Origin of the sequence: Candidatus Poriferisodalis sp. (assembly GCF_965215815.1) — a bacterium.
In the GTDB taxonomy this organism is placed as follows: Bacteria; Actinomycetota; Acidimicrobiia; order Acidimicrobiales; family Poriferisodalaceae; genus Poriferisodalis.
Window position 1 is genome coordinate 2,520,541 of record NZ_CBDCEO010000013.1, and the last position, 16,589, is coordinate 2,537,129.

Annotated in this window: 13 protein-coding genes; 3 read left to right on the plus strand and 10 right to left on the minus strand. The window is 66.5% G+C overall.

Annotation, left to right across the window (positions count from 1 at the left end; translation table 11 throughout):
• Positions 1–52: 52 nt before the first annotated feature.
• Positions 53–499 (minus strand): PGPGW domain-containing protein, encoded by a 447-nt coding sequence (locus tag ACOOHB_RS21410; RefSeq protein ID WP_420446806.1) that lies wholly within the window; start codon positions 497–499, stop codon positions 53–55.
• Positions 500–694: 195 nt separating this feature from the next.
• Between ACOOHB_RS21410 and ACOOHB_RS21415 the strand changes: the two genes are divergently transcribed.
• Positions 695–1,570 (plus strand): MBL fold metallo-hydrolase, encoded by an 876-nt coding sequence (locus ACOOHB_RS21415; protein ID WP_420446807.1) that lies wholly within the window; start codon positions 695–697, stop codon positions 1,568–1,570.
• Between the two features lie 14 nt (positions 1,571–1,584).
• On the opposite strand, the gene ACOOHB_RS21420 is transcribed toward ACOOHB_RS21415, so the two are convergent.
• On the minus strand, positions 1,585–2,427 hold the full coding sequence (locus ACOOHB_RS21420; RefSeq protein ID WP_420446808.1) for an acyl-CoA dehydrogenase family protein: 843 nt from the start codon (positions 2,425–2,427) through the stop codon (positions 1,585–1,587).
• 54 nt (positions 2,428–2,481) lie between these two features.
• The gene (locus ACOOHB_RS21425) at positions 2,482–3,273 is read right to left on the minus strand and encodes a tyrosine-protein phosphatase (protein ID WP_420446809.1); all 792 of its coding nucleotides are present in this window, start codon (positions 3,271–3,273) and stop codon (positions 2,482–2,484) included.
• A 41-nt stretch (positions 3,274–3,314) separates the two neighbouring features.
• Between ACOOHB_RS21425 and ACOOHB_RS21430 the strand changes: the two genes are divergently transcribed.
• Positions 3,315–4,298: an NAD(P)H-quinone oxidoreductase gene (locus ACOOHB_RS21430; RefSeq protein WP_420446810.1), complete on the plus strand. Its 984-nt coding sequence runs from the start codon at positions 3,315–3,317 to the stop codon at positions 4,296–4,298.
• Positions 4,299–4,331: 33 nt separating this feature from the next.
• On the opposite strand, the gene ACOOHB_RS21435 is transcribed toward ACOOHB_RS21430, so the two are convergent.
• The 4 genes from ACOOHB_RS21435 to ACOOHB_RS21450 form a co-directional block, all read right to left on the minus strand.
• A complete protein-coding gene (locus ACOOHB_RS21435) occupies positions 4,332–5,603 on the minus strand; it encodes a citrate synthase (RefSeq protein WP_420446811.1) in 1,272 nt (423 codons plus the stop codon).
• A gap of 85 nt (positions 5,604–5,688) precedes the next feature.
• A complete protein-coding gene (locus tag ACOOHB_RS21440; RefSeq protein ID WP_420446812.1) occupies positions 5,689–7,026 on the minus strand; it encodes an acyl-CoA carboxylase subunit beta in 1,338 nt (445 codons plus the stop codon).
• Positions 7,027–7,089: 63 nt separating this feature from the next.
• Positions 7,090–8,007: a LysR family transcriptional regulator gene (locus ACOOHB_RS21445; protein ID WP_420446813.1), complete on the minus strand. Its 918-nt coding sequence runs from the start codon at positions 8,005–8,007 to the stop codon at positions 7,090–7,092.
• Positions 8,008–8,362: 355 nt separating this feature from the next.
• A complete protein-coding gene (locus ACOOHB_RS21450) occupies positions 8,363–10,642 on the minus strand; it encodes an aconitate hydratase (protein ID WP_420446814.1) in 2,280 nt (759 codons plus the stop codon).
• Positions 10,643–10,823: 181 nt separating this feature from the next.
• Here ACOOHB_RS21450 and ACOOHB_RS21455 point away from each other — a divergent pair, with 181 nt between their 5' ends.
• Positions 10,824–12,611 (plus strand): solute carrier family 23 protein, encoded by a 1,788-nt coding sequence (locus ACOOHB_RS21455; RefSeq protein WP_420446815.1) that lies wholly within the window; start codon positions 10,824–10,826, stop codon positions 12,609–12,611.
• On the opposite strand, the gene ACOOHB_RS21460 is transcribed toward ACOOHB_RS21455, so the two are convergent.
• The 3 genes from ACOOHB_RS21460 to ACOOHB_RS21470 all read right to left on the minus strand — a co-directional run bounded on the left by ACOOHB_RS21460 (position 12,593) and on the right by ACOOHB_RS21470 (position 16,543).
• Positions 12,593–13,681: a class I SAM-dependent methyltransferase gene (locus tag ACOOHB_RS21460; protein ID WP_420446816.1), complete on the minus strand. Its 1,089-nt coding sequence runs from the start codon at positions 13,679–13,681 to the stop codon at positions 12,593–12,595. The two genes, ACOOHB_RS21455 and ACOOHB_RS21460, sit on opposite strands and share 19 nt — an antisense overlap.
• Positions 13,682–13,761: 80 nt before the next feature.
• Entirely contained in the window at positions 13,762–14,649 is an 888-nt protein-coding gene (locus tag ACOOHB_RS21465) for a M15 family metallopeptidase (RefSeq protein ID WP_420446817.1), read from the minus strand.
• Positions 14,639–16,543: an ABC transporter ATP-binding protein gene (locus ACOOHB_RS21470; protein WP_420446954.1), complete on the minus strand. Its 1,905-nt coding sequence runs from the start codon at positions 16,541–16,543 to the stop codon at positions 14,639–14,641. The genes ACOOHB_RS21465 and ACOOHB_RS21470 overlap by 11 nt, the downstream gene beginning before the upstream one ends.
• Positions 16,544–16,589 lie beyond the last annotated feature (46 nt).

Below are 16,589 nucleotides of genomic sequence, written 5' to 3' on the forward strand. Positions count from 1 at the left end.
CGCTCGCGACAATAGAAGCTTCTGCAGCGAGCGCACCTGCCTTCGCGTCTCCTCAGTCGCGCCAGAACAGCGCCACTTCGATCGGGTTGATATCGCCCACCGTGAACCAGATTGATGCTGCGATGCCCGCCAATGCCAGAAGGATCATCGTGATGACGGTCGAGCGAGGCAGCTTGCCCTCGGCGTCCGATGGCAAACGCTCGCGCACCTTGCGCAACAGGCGATCCGCCCAGGCCACGTCACGGGCCAGGATCGCCAGACCCACGGCGACCACCAGCATTCCCGGTCCAGGCAGCGGCATCAGGATGATGCCGAGCACCACGACGCCAAGTCCGAGTCCAATCCGGGCCAGGCGGATGATCGAGTTTTGCCAGGCCTTCTGCCGGGTCGGCTCGCGCTCGCCGGTTGCCAGTTCGGCTTCGATCGCGGCGTGGCGGAAGCGCTCGCCACGTTCGGAACCCTGTCCGGCGGTGCCGGAGGGTGAGGCGTCGATGTTCATGGTCTCCGCTTCCGGTGTTCCGGCATCGGTTCGCTGGGTCTGATTGTCGTCCATGTTCAGATCGAGTCGGCCCTCTCGGACAGTTGAAATGGTTGTCCGATTACTGGCTTGTCCCCGGCGGCAGGGCATCGCGTCGCAATAGTGTGGCGTGCCCGCCCGCGAAACCGCGCGCAAACCCCACCAGGAGAGCCGACGATGCCCACCGTCGACAAGTCGACCCCCATCAGCTGGACCGTAGGTGATGCCCGCATCACCCGTATCGCCGAGCTCGAAGTGCATTGGCCCTTCGGCATCCTGCTGCCCGGAGCTGAGGACCTCATCGACGACTACGACTGGCTGCGCCCCGATTTCGTCACCGACGACGGCCGCATGCGTCTGTCGATGCACTCGCTGGTCATCGAATCGGCGGGCATGCGCATCATCGTCGACACATGCGTCGGCAACGACAAGTCACGCCCGGGTGCGCCGCCGTTCGAGAATCTCTCCACCCCGTTTCTCGAAGACCTCGACGCAGCGGGATTCCCACCCGAGACAATCGACGTCGTTGTCTGCACCCATCTGCATGTCGATCACGTCGGCTGGAACACCCGGCTTGTCGACGGCGCATGGGTACCGACCTTCGGAAACGCCAAGTACCTGTTCGTGCAGGCCGAATACGACTACTGGCGAGCGGAGCCGCAGGATTACGGCCCGGTGTTCGAGGACTCGGTGCAGCCGGTCATGGACGCTGAGCTCGCGGAACTTGTGGCTCCCGACCACCGGATCAACGACGAGGTCTGGCTGGAATCGACGCCCGGCCACACCCCGGGCCACGCCAGCGTGATCATCTCCTCGGCAGGAGAGCGGGCGGTCATTACGGGCGACATGATCCACCACCCGCTCCAGTTCGCCCATCCCGACCTGGCCTCCAGTGCCGATTACTCCGCCGATGGCACCTCAACCGCAACCCGGCTCGATGCCTTTCCCCGGTGGTCCGACGGACGGCTCGTCATCGGCACTCACTTCGCCGGGCGCACTGCCGGCCACATCACCGCAACCGACGAGCCCAGCACTTGGCGCTTCGCCCCCTAGACGGGTCGCGGCCCCTAGCCGCGGGGCACACGGGGCTCGCGGGGCAGTCGCAGAATGCGCTCGCCGATGATGTTGCGCAGGATCTGAGTGGTGCCTCCCATGATCGTGTAGGCGGGCGCATAGGTCACGTTGCGCGACACCCGGTTCGCACGCATCGTCTGGGAGAAGCTGTTGTTCAGCTCGCCCACCAGGTTCTCGACGGGCACCGCCACCTCGTCGAAGAACACCTCGTTGAAGTGCGCATCGCCGGATGCATCCCGGATCGGCCGTACCTCGATGCCAGGGCTGTCCATCGGCACGATCAGTTCGCTCATGCCCTTGTGCGGCGGCGAATCGGGATCGGTCCGGCAGATCAGGTAGCACCAGTTGGCCGTGGCTGCGCCGCTCGTCCAGATCTTCTGGCCGTTCACGATGAACCGGTCGCCGTCGCGCACCGCTGTGGTCCCGATGGCGGCAACGTCGGAACCCGCATCAGGCTCGGACATCCCGATGCACCAGCGAGAGCGTCCCGCACGCATCTCGGGCAGGAACCTGGCCTGCTGTTGTGGCGTGCCATAGGCGAGCAGCACGGGGCCGATCTGGCGGTCGGGAAAGAACGAGCTGGCCATGGGTGCACCGCCCAGCAGGAGCTGCTCGGTCACCACGAACCGCTCGACCTCGGGCCGCCCGTCGCCCCCGGCCGAGGTCGGCCAGCACATCCCTATCCAGCCGCGATCTCCCAGCCGCGCCGTGAACTCATCGGAATAGCCGACCAGCCAGCCATCGTCGATCGTGAACAGGTCTGCCGTGGCTTCGCGCACCCACGCGGCCGCCTCATCAGCCAGATCTGTCAGCTCTTGGGGCCAGCGGTAATCCACCGCCAGGACAGTAGATGGCCTCGACCCCCAGGGTCAGTGCACAGATTGGTTGCCTCAGATCAGGAGGTTCGCTCGGAGCATCTCGAGTGCTGCGGGGTCGAGACCGTGGGCCAGCAGATACCCCTCGGCGCCTGCACGCCTGCCATTGCTTCCCGCACGCCCGAACCGATCGTCGAGCTCTGCCAGAACTGACGCCATCACCCCACGGGGAGCGCTGAGAATCGCCCGCACGTCGTCGATCGGGATGCCGATCTGCGCGAATTGCGGCGTCAGCTCCTTGATGCGCTGGTGAGACCGCAGCTCGTTGGACAGGCAGTAGTCGTCGAGCACTACCTCACGGTTCACACCGAGCGCTTCCAGCAGCAGCGCCGATGCGATGCCGCTGCGGTCCTTGCCGGCGGTGCAGTGGAACAGCATCGGGAGATAGTCCACGTCGGCCGCAATCGTTACGAACTGAGCGAACCGCTCGCCGTAGGTGCTGATCATCTTCAGATAGAGCTCGGCCATGTCGCCCTCGGAGACCGACCGCAGCCGGCCTTCGAAGATCTGATCCACCAAGCTGATGTCGCCGTCCACCGTGTCGCCGACCGGCAGGGAAATGTGCGAGGTGACACCGGGCCACAGCCGAGAGCGGTCCCGCTCGATCTCCGGTCCCGCACGGAAGTCCACCACCGTGCGGATGCCGCGGCTGCCCAACTCGGAGAGGTCGTCGTCGGTCAGCGCGCTCAGCCGATCAGAGCGGAACAACGCCCCCGTCCGCACCCGTCTACCGCTCGCTGCGGGATAGCCGCCCACATCGCGGCAGTTCCTCGCACCCTCCAGCACCACTACGGCATCGGTACGCACGGGCTCGCAGGCTAACCACCGGCGCACTACCGTCGCCGCTCATGCGTGCAGTGGTGATTCCCGAATACGGCGGTGTCGATGTGCTCGAGGTGCGAGACGTGCCCGCGCCGGTGCCCGGACCCGACGAAGTGCTGGTGGACGTGGTCTGCTCGGCCATGAACCGGGCCGACCTTCTCCAACGGATGGGCCTCTACCCCGCTCCGGGTCGCAAGCCCGACATCGAGATTCCAGGCCTGGAATTCGCCGGGACCATCGCGGAGCTGGGCGGGCGCGTCACCGGGTGGTCCGTTGGCGACGAGGTCATGGGGATCACCTCGGGTGGCGCCAAAGCAGAGCAGGTCGTGACCCATGAGCGCATGCTGCAACGCATCCCCGCCTCGGTGACGCTGCGCGATGCCGCCGCCATTCCCGAAGTGTTCATGACGGCTCACGATGCGCTGATGACTCAGGGCGGGCTGGCCTCGGGCGCCACGGCGCTGGTGCACGCCGGAGCGTCGGGCGTGGGCACCGCTGCCATCCAGATTGCCAAGGCCATCGGCGCCCGCATAGCGGTCACCTGCTCGACCTCCAAGGTGGCGGCGTGCACCGACCTCGGGGCAGATCTCGTCGTCGACTACACCGGGGCCGACTTTGCCGAGGCAGTCAAGGAGTGGACCGGCGGCCGCGGCGTCGACGTGGTCCTCGACGTGATCGGCGGCGACTACCTGGCCCGAAACATCGCGTCGGTGCGCATCCAGGGCCGCATCATCCAAGTCGGCGTCATGGGGGCGCCGATGGCCACGTTCGGTCTTGGCGCGTTGCTGCCGAAGCGGGCGGCGCTCATCGGAACCGTGCTGCGCTCGCGGCCTATCGAGCAGAAGATCGATGCCAATCAGCGGTTCTGCGCCGAGCTGCTGCCCCGATTCGACGACGGCTCGCTGCGGCCGGTGATCGACTCTCGCTTTGCCCTCGACGACATCGCCGAGGCCCACAGCTACATGGCAACCAACGCGAACGTCGGCAAGATCCTGCTGGATGTGAGCTAGCGCCGATCAGGCGCTGCACATCTCGCGAGACGGCTAGCGGGCCTCGATCGGCACATAGTTGCGCTCGCCGAGACCGGTGTACTTCTGGCGGGGCCGGTAGATCTTCTGCTCGGGATCGCCGAGCATCTCCACCCAGTGCGCCAGCCAGCCGGGCGTGCGCCCGATGGCGAACAGCACCGTGAACATGTCCATCGGGAAGCCCATCGCCTCATAGATGAGTCCCGAGTAGAAGTCCACGTTCGGGTACAGCCGACGGTCCTTGAAGTACGAGTCGCTGAGCGCGACCTCCTCGAGCTTCATGGCGATGTCCAGCAGCGGATTCAGCCCGGTCACCTTGAACACCGCGTCGGCAGTCTCCTTGATGATCTTTGCTCGCGGGTCGTAGTTCTTGTAGACGCGGTGGCCGAAGCCCTGCAGCAGCACCTCACCGGACTTCGCCCGCTCGACGTAGGACGCCACGTTGTCGAAGTCGCCGATCTCGTGCAGCATCCGGATGACCTGCTCGTTTGCGCCGCCGTGCAGCGGCCCGTACAGGCCGCAGGTGGCCGCTGCCACCGCCGAGTACGGATCGGCACGGCTCGAGCCGACCGTGCGCATCGTGGTGGTGGAGCAGTTCTGCTCGTGGTCGGCATGCAGGATGAACAGCACGTCCAGCGCCCGCGTCAGCGTCGGGTCGGGTTCGTAGTCGGGGTCGGCCACGCTCCACATCATCCGCAGGAAGTTGGCCGTGTAGCTCAGGTGATTCACCGGGTACTCGTAGGGCAGCCCCATCCGGTTGCGGTAGGTGAACGCCGCCATCGTCGGCATCTTGGCCATCAGCCGGATGATCTGCACCAGCCGTGTGTAGGGATCGTCGATGTCCTTCGCCTCGGGGTAGAACGTGGACAGCGCGGCGATCGTGGACACCAGGGTGCCCATGGGGTGGGCGTCGTAGCGGAAGCCCTTGATGAAGCGCGTGATGTCCTCGTGCACGTAGGTGTGGAACGTGATGTGGTGGATCCACTCGGCTGCCTCGGCCTCGGTGGGAAGCTCGCCGTGAATGATCAAGTAGGCAACCTCGAGGAAGCTGGATTTCTCGGCCAGCTGCTCGATGGGGTAGCCCCGGTAGCGCAGGATTCCCTCGTCCCCGTCGATGAAGGTGATCTTGGAGTCGCAGTTGGCTGTCGAGAGGTAGGCCGGGTCGTAGAACCACAGACCCCTGTCCAGCCCGCGCAACGCGGCGGCGGAGATCGTGCCGTTGACCACGGGAACGGTCACCGACTGTCCCGAGCGGTTGTCGGTGATCGTGAAGCTGTCCTCTGCCATCAGTCCCCCTCGTTCGCCTCGCCGAATGTACCCAATTGGAGGCCTTTCTGCGATTCCAACGGCTGCACGAATCCGGTCGGCAGGCTCACAGCGGAGAGTTGTCGTGGCGGCGATAGCGAAGCCGTTCGCGCTTGGTGGCCAGCATGTCGAGCGTGTCGATGAGCTCCCGGCGTGTGACCGCGGGGTCGATGACGCTGTCGACATAACCCCGCTCGGCGGCGACATACGGGTTCAGATACGTGTCCTCATAATCGGAGACGTATTCGGCGACCTCGCCCTCATCTGCGCCTCGGCGAAGGATCTGGGCCGCTTGGGACGCACCCATCACGGCGAGTTCGGCGGTCGGCCACGCCAGGTACACGTCGTTGCCCATCGTCTTGGAGTCCATGACGATGTATGCGCCGCCGTACGACTTGCGCAGCACGACAGCGACGCGCGGCACGGTGGCCCGGGCATAGGCGAAGGCCAGTTGGGCGCCGTGGCGGATCATCCCGCGCCACTCGAGGTCCTTGCCGGGGTAGAAGCCCGGCGTGTCCACCAAGGTGACGAGCGGCAGGCCGAAGGCGTCGCAGAAGTTGACGAAGCGGGCGCCTTTCTGGCTTGCGGCAATGTCCAGCGTTCCCGCGATGCTCATCGGCTGGTTCGCCAGCACGCCCACGGCGTAGCCACCCATCGAAGCGAAGCCCGTCACCAAGTTCGGCGCCCAGGCCGCCCTCAACTCGACGAAGCAGCCGTCGTCGATGAGTTCGGCGATGATGTCGCGGACGTCGTAGGCGCCCGTCGGCACCGAAGGCAGCAGGTCGCCTGCTTCGGGTGTCAGCCGGTCGCGCGGGTCGCTGGTCTCTATGAGCGGCGGCAACTCGTCGCAGTGCAATGGCAGGTAGCCCAGCATCTCGGTCAGCACCTCGAGCACGTTGCCGGCCGAGGTGACTGCCGATGCTGTCCCTGAAGCACTGGCATGGATCGAGGCGCCCCCCAGCTCGTCAGGCCCGATCGCCACACCGGTCATCTCGCGCACCGGGACCGGGCCGCTCACGAAGGCGTACGCATCCTCGGACATCACGACGATGTCGGACAGCCCGATCAGCAGCGCGATGCCCGAGATGGCCTGTCCGGTGACTCCGGCCAGGATCGGGACCACGCCCGAGCACCGCACGAGGACCCGTGCGGCCTCGCCCCAGCCGTGCAACGCAGCGACGCCGTGGTTCGCGTCGGCTCCGCTGGAGGACAGCATGAGGACCACAGGCAGGCGCTTGGCGAGCGCCGTTTGAAGGCCGGCGACGATGGTCTCGCTGTCGGCAGGTGCGAGGGCGCCTCGCCGGTGGGGACTGTCGGCGGAGATGAGGATGGCTGCGCGCCCGCCGAGGGCGACGATGCCGGCGGTGACATGTCCACTTGCGCCGGCGCGCAGCTGCAGGTCCACTGTCGTGAGGCTATGCCCCCACCGGACTGTGTCATGAATCAGGCTGGCCGGCCGCCGCAAGGCTCACGCAGCAGTGACGCCAGGGATGCGACGGGACACGCTGCGCATCACCGAGCGGAGCACATCGCGGGCTGCCGCCGCCGGCGCCGAGAGCATGCCGCGGCGGCGGATGGCCAGCGCGACCTGGCGGGGAGGCAGGCCTGCAACGGTGAGCACGCTCCAGTCGCCTCGATCGGTCCAGACCGGAATCGAGGTGATGGGCACGATGGCCGGTCCGTAGCCCTGAAACGCCAGTGTGGCGGTCAGCCGAATGCCGTCGAGCTGCGCCAATGTCCGCAGCGTGACACCGTGCCGAGCCGCGACCGAGTCGATGAGCATCCGCATTGCAGAACCGGGCGGACCGAGCAGCATCTCGTGCTGTTCGAGTTCTACGAAGCCCACTTCGCGGTCGCCGAGCGCCGCCAGCGCGTGCCCAGTGGGAGCGATGACGACGAATTCCTCGGTGAACAGAGGCGTGGTGACCAACTCCTCGTGGTCGACCGGGGCATTCACCACGGCGAGGTCGAGTTCGCCGCCTTCGAGCAGGCGTGTCAGCGCAAGCGTGGTGGAATCGACCACCGTGGCGTCGACATCAGGGTGGCGCCGGCGCAACTCGTCCAGAAAGGGCGGCAACAGCCACCTGCCGGGGGTCCCGATGATGCCGAGATGGACGTCGCCGGTGACATGGGACGTCATCGACGCCACGTCGGCTCGCATGGAGGCAATCTCGCCGTTGATGCGCTTGATGCGCGCCAGCACCACCTCGCCCTCGGGCGTCAAGGACCCGACTGCTCGATCCACGAGCACCGCGCCCAACTCTTCCTCCAGTTTCGCAATATGGCTCGACACGTTGGACTGCACGGTGTGCAGCGCACGTGCGGCTGCCGAGAAGCGGCCATGAGCAGCAACTGCAGACAGCGCATCGAGGTACTTCAGGTCCATTCGGCCACGCTAGCGCGCCGCGGCTGACCATCTCTCAAAGAGATTGAAACTATCTGTGCTAACTGCTGGCCAGATAATGAAGCCAGAGCTAATTTGTTCTTGAGCGGTTACACCAAATCGCTCGACATATCGCACCGCCGCACGGTGTCCCCCCCACCCGGCGGGCGAGCGCCGGATCGGAAGCCCCCGCTCCGACCGGCAACAGGTCCAAGCGTTACCCACGCCCAGAGACCTCAGCGAAGAAGCCGGCCCGCCCCCCGGGCCGGCTTCCTCGCGCCGGGGCCGAAAAGTGCTGCAGCCGTGCCGATCCAGCAGTGCCCAGCCGGAGGTGCCCAGCCGGCGGTGCCGAGCCCGACTAGAGCGAGGCCCGGATGATGTTGAGCGCCGAGCCGGCCTTGAACCACTTCACCTGTTCGGCACTGAAGGTGTGGTCGGTGTCGAATGAGATTGTCTCGCCCGACGGCTTGCGCACCTCGACCGTGACGGTCCGTCCCGGCGCCAGGTCGGCAAGGCCCCGCACCGAGATCCGGTCGTCGGGGCCGATGCGGTCGTAGTCGGCCGGATCGGCGAACGTGAGCGGCAGCATGCCCTGCTTCTTCAGGTTGGTCTCGTGGATGCGGGCGAAACTTCGGCACAGCGCAACGAGAGCGCCCCGGAAGCGAGGCTCCATGGCGGCGTGCTCGCGGCTCGATCCTTCGCCCATGTTCTCGTCGCCGATCACCACCCAGTTCACGCCGGCATCGTGGTACGCCTTCGCGATCTCGGGATACGGCTGCGTCTCGCCCGTCAGCTGATTCTTGCCGTGGCCCACTTCGTAACCCTCGAAGGCATTCACTGCGCCCAGGTACAGGTTCCCCGAGATGTTCTCGAGGTGACCCCGGTAGCGAAGCCAAGGACCGGCCATCGAGATGTGGTCGGTGGTGAACTTGCCCTGAGCCTTGACCAGCACGGGCAGGTCTTCGTAGTCGTTGCCATCCCACGCCTCGAACGGCGCCAGCACCTGCAGGCGATCCGAGCTCGGCGAGACGCGCACATCCACGCCGCCCCGATCCGTGGGCGGTGCCACAAAGCCGCTCTCGCCAGGGTCGAAGCCGGCAGGCGGCAGTTCGACGCCCACCGGAGTCGGCAGCGAGACCGGCTCGCCGGAATCGGTGTGCAGCACGCCGTTGACCGGGTCGAAGTCGAGCGTTCCCGCCAGCGCCAGCGCCATGACGGTCTCGGGCGAGGTCACGAACGCCAACGTCGCTGCGTCACCGTCGTTGCGCTTGGGGAAATTGCGGTTGTAGGAGGTGACGATCACATTGGCTTTGCCCGGGACATAGTTCTCGTCGCCGGAGCGGTCCCACTGGCCGATGCAGGGTCCGCAGGCATTGGCCAGCACGGTGGCGCCCAGCGCTTCGAAGTCGGCAAGCAGGCCGTCACGCTCGATGGTGGCGCGCACCTGTTCTGAACCGGGGGTCACGAGCAGCTGTGTCCGTGCCCGCAAGCCCTTCGCCGCGGCGTCACGGGCGATAGAGGCCGCCCGGGTGATGTCCTCGTAGCTCGAGTTGGTGCAGCTGCCGATGAGCGCTGCGCTGATGTCGAGCGGCCAGCCCTGGGTGCGGGCCTCCGCGCCTAGCGCGGACACCTCGCGGGCGAGATCGGGCGTGTGGGGGCCGTTGATGTGAGGGCGAAGCTGGGACAGGTCGATCTCGATGACCTGGTCGTAATGGGCCTCCGGATCGGCCATGGCGGCGTCATCGGGGCGCAGGTGCTCGGCGACCGCATCGGCCGCGGCGGCGACCGCCTCGCGCCCGGTTGCTGCCAGGTAACGGGACATCGCAGCGTCGTAGCCGAACAGCGACGTGGTGGCGCCGATCTCGGCACCCATGTTGCAGATAGTCCCTTTGCCGGTTGCGCTCAGCGACTCGGCTCCGGGCCCGAAGTACTCCACGATGGCTCCGGTGCCGCCTGACACCGTGAGGATCTCGGCCACCTTCAAGATCACGTCTTTGGGCGCGCTCCAGCCCGACAGCTCGCCGGTGAGCTTCACGCCGATCACCTTGGGCCAGCGCACGTTCCAGGCGAATCCGGTCATCACGTCCACTGCATCCGCGCCGCCGACGCCCACCGCGATCATGCCCAGCCCGCCCGCGTTGGGGGTGTGGCTGTCGGTGCCGATCATCATCCCGCCGGGGAAGGCGTACTGCTCCAGCACGACCTGGTGGATGATGCCGCTGCCGGGCTTCCAGAACCCCGCGCCGTAGCGGGCACTGACGCTTTCGAGGAAGTCGTACACCTCTTCGTTGTTCTCTGTGGCCGCCAGCAGGTCGCGCTTGCCGTCCTCGCGAGCCTGGATCAGGTGGTCGCAGTGTGTCGTGGTGGGCACCGCGACCTCGTCCAGTCCCGCGGTCATGAATTGCAGCCACGCCATCTGCGCGGTGGCGTCCTGCATGGCGACACGATCCGGCTCCAGGTCGACATAGGAGACGGCGCGCTCAAGGGACTGCTCACGGCTCGACAGGTGCGCGATGAGGATCTTCTCTGACAGTGTGAGCGCGCGCCCCAGGCGCTCACGCCCGAATGACACGGCATCTGCCAGGCCGGCGTACACCTCTTCGATCAACTCGATCGGAGTACTCGCGTGAACAGCCATGGACAACTCCCCGTTCGCAGGCGGAATTGCCGGCAGGTGTACGCATCTGCAGCGGGACGCGTTGCCCGCCGGCCAAGGCAACAATCTAAGAGGTTCACCCTGTCGTGACCTCCTGGGCCAAAGAGTCCATTGCAGCAGGGCAGCCTCGGCAATGAATTTCATTCATTACTAAGGTCCTCATGTGACTGCGGGTGGTGCCCCGCTGGCACCGACCTATGAACCGGATGAAACGCCGACCGGTCGGATTGCCGCGGGTGTCGCCGTCCAGCTGTCGTTGCTGATGGTCGTTCCGTTGGCAATCCTGCCGGCGCTGGTGAGCCAGCTCGCCGGCGAGACACACGCGGTCGCTGCACGCGCAGTCGTCGTCTCCATGGTCGTGTGCGGTGTCACGACGCTGTTTCTGACGGTGCGCCTCGGGCGCCTGCGCAGCGACGGTCTCTACGTGGCCACCGTCGACTTGGTCAGCCTGCCGTTCTGCATCCTGGCGCTGGCGAGCGGCGGGCCCGCCACGCTGGCAGCGCTGGTCGTCGTCTCGGGACTGTTCCAGGTTGCGATCGGCCTGAGGCTGTCGTACCTGCGTCGGCTGGTGACGCCGCAGGTGCGCGGCACGGTCTTGATCCTGGCATTCGCCTCTTTGGTGCCGGTGCTCGCAGATGCCGGAAGCTCGATGGAGCAGCGACTCGATTGGTTCGTGCCGGTCAGCATTGTCGGGACCGCTGCGACGATCGTGCTCATAGCGATCTGGGGACCGAGGTCGTGGCGCATCTGGGCCCCGGCGATGGGATTGGCAGTTGGACTTGGCGTGGCAGCCGCCCTCGGTGCCTACGACTTCGATCTCGTGGCTGACGCTGAGTGGCTCGGGTTCGGCGATGTCGGCGCCAGCCCGGGCTGGGACATCGACTACGAGACGTTCTTGTCGATGCTGCCGTCGTTCCTCATCGTGTCGTTCGCAATCCTCGTTCGCATGCAGGGCATCTCGTCGAATACCCAGATGGTCTCGTGGCGGACCCGACGCACTCTGGATTTCAGAGAGGTCCAGCGTGCCAACTGGCGCACGGGCCTCGGGACGATGCTCGCGGGTGCCGGAGGCGCTTTGCCGGTGACGATCGCGGGCGTCGGGCCCGCGTTCATTCACCAAACGCGGTGCGCGTCGCGCCGCATGGGCGCTCTCGCGGGCTGCTTCTTTCTGCTCGCTGCATTTGTTCCCAAGCTGAGAGCCATAGCGGTGGCTGTGCCGCGCCCGATCTTGGCCGCCTACGTCATCGTCGCACTGGTTCCCCTGGTCCTGCGGGTGGTGATCGGCTCGGTGCAACGCTTGCGCAGCCTTCGAGAGGCCTTGGTGATGGTGGCACCCATCGTCGTGGGACTCTGCGTCGAATTCGGTGTGCTGTCGCTGCCTGCGGGGGCCGTGGGGGACGCCGTGACTCAGAACGGCCTCACGGCTGGGAGCTTGGTGTTGGTCATCGCGGCAGTAGCGAACAGCTTCGTCGGACGTCGTGCGAGTCTCGAAATCGAGATCAGTGCCCGCAGCACGGCTGAGCTGACGCAGTTCGTGGCCAACTTTGCGGCCAGGCGGCGGCGCGATGCCGAGAGCGTGGCGAGACTCGAAGCTGCAGCAGAGGAAGCGCTCGCAGTCCTCAGCGAGCAGGCTTCTTCAGGTTTGGCGACGACCCGGCGGCGAGTGCGGGTGACCATGAGGATGGACCGTTCCGGGACAATGCTGGAGTTCTTGAGCGCGCCGAACGAAGGGCAGAACCTCGAGGAACGCATCGCGCTGCTCGCCGAGCCCGAAGCCGAGATCATGGAGACCACGATCGAGCGTGACGCCGCGCTGCGGCTGTTGCGGCACTACGCGAGCGACGTCAGCCACCGGCAATACCTGGAGGCCGAGATCCTCACCGCGATGGTGCCGATCGGCAGTTCCCGCCACCGACCCGAATCGAGAGAACCTCAGGGCCTCACTTCGTAGTAAAGGTTGGCGGCGTCGCTGAAGTCGTGCTGTTCGAAGCGTGTGAACCCAGCGGCCGCCGTCAGCTCACGCGCCTTGTCCGGATAGAGGCCCAGCGTGCCCAGTCCCATGCCGTCGGGCTCGCTGAGCGCCGACTGGAGGCAGCTGGTGATCGAGAACCCATAGAACATGGCCAGCATCGGGTTGCGCTGGTCTTGGGAGAAGTCGCCCCTGGAGCGAATGTCCTTGATGAGCAGCGTGCCGTCGGGCGCGAGCGCGGCCCGGATCGCCTCGAGCGCGACGTCGGGCCGGGGCATGTCGTGCAGGCAGTCGAACGTCAGCGCCAGGTCGAAGTCGCCGGTGTCGGGGGCGTCGGCCGCTCCCGCCTCCACGAACGTCGCGTTCTCGAGACCGGCCTCCTCGGCGCGCTCTCGGGCCTGTTCGACGGCAATGGCGGATGGGTCGAAGCCGACCACTTCGGTGTTCGGCCATTTCTCGGCGATCAAACATGCCGAGACACCGGCGCCGCAGCCCACATCGAGCACCTTGGCGCCGCGTTCGAGCTTTGCGACGACGCCGTCAAGACCCGTCAGGATGGCCGAGGTGAGATTCTGACGGCTGAACGGGCCGGTGGTGCGGGCCAGGCCGGCAGCCGCCCGGGGTCCCTGCTGCTCGTAGGTCATGCCAATTCCCGTGCGGAACGACTCGATGATGAGGTCTAGCGCCGTGTCGCCCAAGCCGCCACGGAATGCACCCATGGCGAAGTGCAATGAGCCCTCTTCGTCGACCAGCAGTGCTTCGGCCTCGGGCGACAACGAGAATGCGCCGTCGTTGTGCGTGATGAGGCGGGCCGCTGCGACGCCGTACAGCCACTCTCGCACCAGCCGCTCGTTGAGTCCGGTCGCCTCGGCGACATCGTGACTCGTGGCTGGCTGAGTGTCGGCCAGCGCCCCGAAGAGCCCGAGTTCGTCGCCGATGTGCAGCATCGACGACACCATTTCGCCCATCTTGTAGGACCACACCTGGAAGGCGAACTTGCCCAGCCGGTCCGGATCGATCTCACGCCGCTCACTCGCGATTGCCTCAGCCATCTGCGAGACGCTACCCGCGCCCCGGACGCGGTTCCCTCGGAAGCACGCCCCTTGCACCCGTCGCTGGAGCCTGTACGCCCTCAGCGGCGGCAGAGGGGGTCGTCACCGGCGGAGGGTTGGTGGAAGCACAGGATCGCTTCCCGCCCGACGTAGGTGAACTCCCACGGCTCGGGCACCGGGCCTTGCTGGCCGCCATCAGGCGGGTAGCTCGGGATCCAACCGTGCTTCTTGGCGTTCGCGAAGTTGTCGGCTGACAGCCACTTGTAGGCGGGCGTTCGCCCAAAGTTGTAATACCCACGCTGGCCGATGTCGATCGCGTACCCCGTGTGGTGCTTGGAGTAGCCCGGCGGCGCCGACATCGTCAGGCGCTCGGAAAGATCGTCGATCCCATACGGCGCCTCGTAGGGCCGCAAGAACACCTCTCGCTGGTACCGGTGCCCCCGGTAGGCGGAGTTCAATTCCAGCTCGTAACCGTGCGCGGCAGCGTCTTGCGCCAAGGCCAGCCATGCCGCCGCTGCGGGGCGTTGCAGCGCCAGGCCGTCATCGACGAGACGCATCAGCGCGTAGTTCGCCGGCAAGGGTCGGCGCTGGTAGCCACGGTCTTCGGCGCTGGCTCGTATGTGTTCGTCCATCTCCGCCGAGTCGGTGATCGTCGGTGCGCTGTAGGTCGACGACAGGTTCGGCAGCGCTGCGGTGTTGAACAGCTGGTTGAACTCCGGCCCCGTGAAGTACGGGAACGACAGCGAATGGACGCCCGCAGGCACCGGCTCCTGCCAACGCGACTTGGGTTCGTCGACGGGTGGCGGGGGTGCCCATGGCCCGGTGATCGGTTCGTCGACCCAGGCTTGGGGCTCGGCGACTGCGGCCCCAAGCGCGCTCGGGGAAACGAGGGTCGTCAGACCGAAGGTCAGAGCTGCAATGGCCCAGCAGCAGCGTCGCCAGCGTCGGGCAAGAATCTCAGGTGACACCAGCAGGCTCATCGGTACCCACAAGCGTGCGGTACAGATCGGCGTAGAGACCATTTGCGGCGAGCAGATCGAGATGGCGACCCTGCTCGACGAGGCGCCCACGATCGAGCACCAGGATCTGGTCGGCGTCGGTGATGGTCGAAAGCCGGTGAGCGATGACCACCGCAGTGCGGCCGGCGAGCGCTGTCGCGAGCGCGCTTTGCACCAAGGATTCATTCTCGCTGTCGAGGTGACTGGTGGCCTCGTCGAGCACCACGATGGCGGGGCGCTTCAACAGCACCCGGGCTATGGCCAGACGCTGCTTCTCGCCGCCCGACAGCCGGTAGCCGCGCTCGCCCACGACGGTGTTCCAGCCGTCGGGCAGGCTCAGGATGAGCTCGTCGATGTGTGCGGCCCGGCACGCCTCAAACAGCTCGGCGTCGGTGGCCCCGGGCTGGGCGTAGCGCAGGTTGGCGGCGATGGTGTCGTGGAACAGGTGCGGGTCCTGCGAGACGACGCCGATGTTGGACCGCAAAGACTCCGTCGTGACCTCGCGCACGTCGTGCCCGTCGATGAGCAACGCGCCGCTGTCGATGTCGTACAGGCGGACTACGAGCGCAGCGAGCGTCGTCTTGCCTGCGCCCGACGGCCCGACGAGCGCGACCGTCTGGCCCGGTTCGATGACTGCGGACACGCCTTCGAGCACCGGTCCGGCCCGAGCAACGCTCGAGGGCGCCGCTGTCACGCCATTGGGTTGCTCGGGCGGCGTCACCACGCCGCCCAGTTCGGCAAGAACGCTGCTGTCGGCAGGGGGATAGGTGAACGTCACGTCCCGCAGCTCGATCCGCCCCTCCACTGCGCCGAGTTTGACGGCATCGGGGCGGTCTGCGATCGGGTTCGGCAGGTCCAGCACGTCGAAGACCCGCTCAAACGAGACCAGCGCAGTCATCACGTCCACACGGGCATTCGTCAGGCCGGTCAGCGGCATGTAGATCCGCACCACCATCAGCCCCAGCGCCACCAGCGTTCCGATGGTGAGCGCACCGGAGATCACCAGGTGCGCACCCACCCAATACAGCATCGCCGCCCCCACGGCGCCCACCAGGCTGAGGCCGATGAAGAACGCCCGCCCGTACAGCGCGCTGCGCACACCTATGTCGCGCACGGTCCGGGCCGTGCGGCTGAACCCGGCCCGCTCGACGTCATGACGCCCGAACAGCTTGACAAGCAGCGCGCCGGCCACGTTCAAGCGCTCGGTCATCACCGTGTTCATCGTGGCGTTGTGCTGCATGCTTTGCCGGGTCAGTGTTTGCAACCGCCGGCCGACTCGCTTGGTGGGCAAGATGAACACCGGCAGCAGCGCCAGTGCGAGCAGCGTCAACCGCCACTCCAGCGCCATCATCGCGACGAGCGTCGTCGACAGCACGATGGTGTTGGACACGACCGAGCTGAGCGTGCCGGTGAAGGCCCTCTGCGCGCCGATGACGTCGTTGTTCATACGACTGATCAGCGATCCGGTCTGCACGTGGGTGAAGAACGCCACCGGCATCCGCTGCACGTGGTCGTACAGGCTCACTCGCAGGTCGAAGATGAGGCCCTCGCCAATACGCGCCGACCACCAGCGCTCGATGAACGACAGGCCCGCCTCGGTGAATGCCGAGGCCAAGATGATCGCGGCCAGCACATTGAGCTGCCACCGATCTCCGGTCGGGATGGCGTCGTCGATGATGCGCCCGAACAGGATCGGCGGCACCACGAACGCCAGCGCGCCGAGCAGTTGAGCAATCAGGACCCCCGTCAGCGCCGACCGGTACGGGTGTGCCAAGGCTGCCGCCCGGCGAACGGTGCCCGGCGCTAGGTGACGTCCTTCGACGCCGGTTGGGTCGTGTCCCATCGCGGCGTGTGCCGATGCCATCGACTGCATGGATCGAACGATACGAGGCGCTCCCCGAACCGCAGCG

What these genes read in the sequence shown, in the direction of transcription:
- ACOOHB_RS21410 (WP_420446806.1), bottom strand. Translation starts at nt 499, where the DNA reads ATGAACATCGACGCCTCACCCTCCGGCACCGCCGGACAGGGTTCCGAA.
- ACOOHB_RS21415 (WP_420446807.1), top strand. Translation starts at nt 695, where the DNA reads ATGCCCACCGTCGACAAGTCGACCCCCATCAGCTGGACCGTAGGTGAT.
- ACOOHB_RS21430 (WP_420446810.1), top strand. Translation starts at nt 3,315, where the DNA reads ATGCGTGCAGTGGTGATTCCCGAATACGGCGGTGTCGATGTGCTCGAG.
- ACOOHB_RS21435 (WP_420446811.1), bottom strand. Translation starts at nt 5,603, where the DNA reads ATGGCAGAGGACAGCTTCACGATCACCGACAACCGCTCGGGACAGTCG.
- ACOOHB_RS21445 (WP_420446813.1), bottom strand. Translation starts at nt 8,007, where the DNA reads ATGGACCTGAAGTACCTCGATGCGCTGTCTGCAGTTGCTGCTCATGGC.
- ACOOHB_RS21450 (WP_420446814.1), bottom strand. Translation starts at nt 10,642, where the DNA reads ATGGCTGTTCACGCGAGTACTCCGATCGAGTTGATCGAAGAGGTGTAC.
- ACOOHB_RS21460 (WP_420446816.1), bottom strand. Translation starts at nt 13,681, where the DNA reads ATGGCTGAGGCAATCGCGAGTGAGCGGCGTGAGATCGATCCGGACCGG.
- ACOOHB_RS21470 (WP_420446954.1), bottom strand. Translation starts at nt 16,543, where the DNA reads ATGGCATCGGCACACGCCGCGATGGGACACGACCCAACCGGCGTCGAA.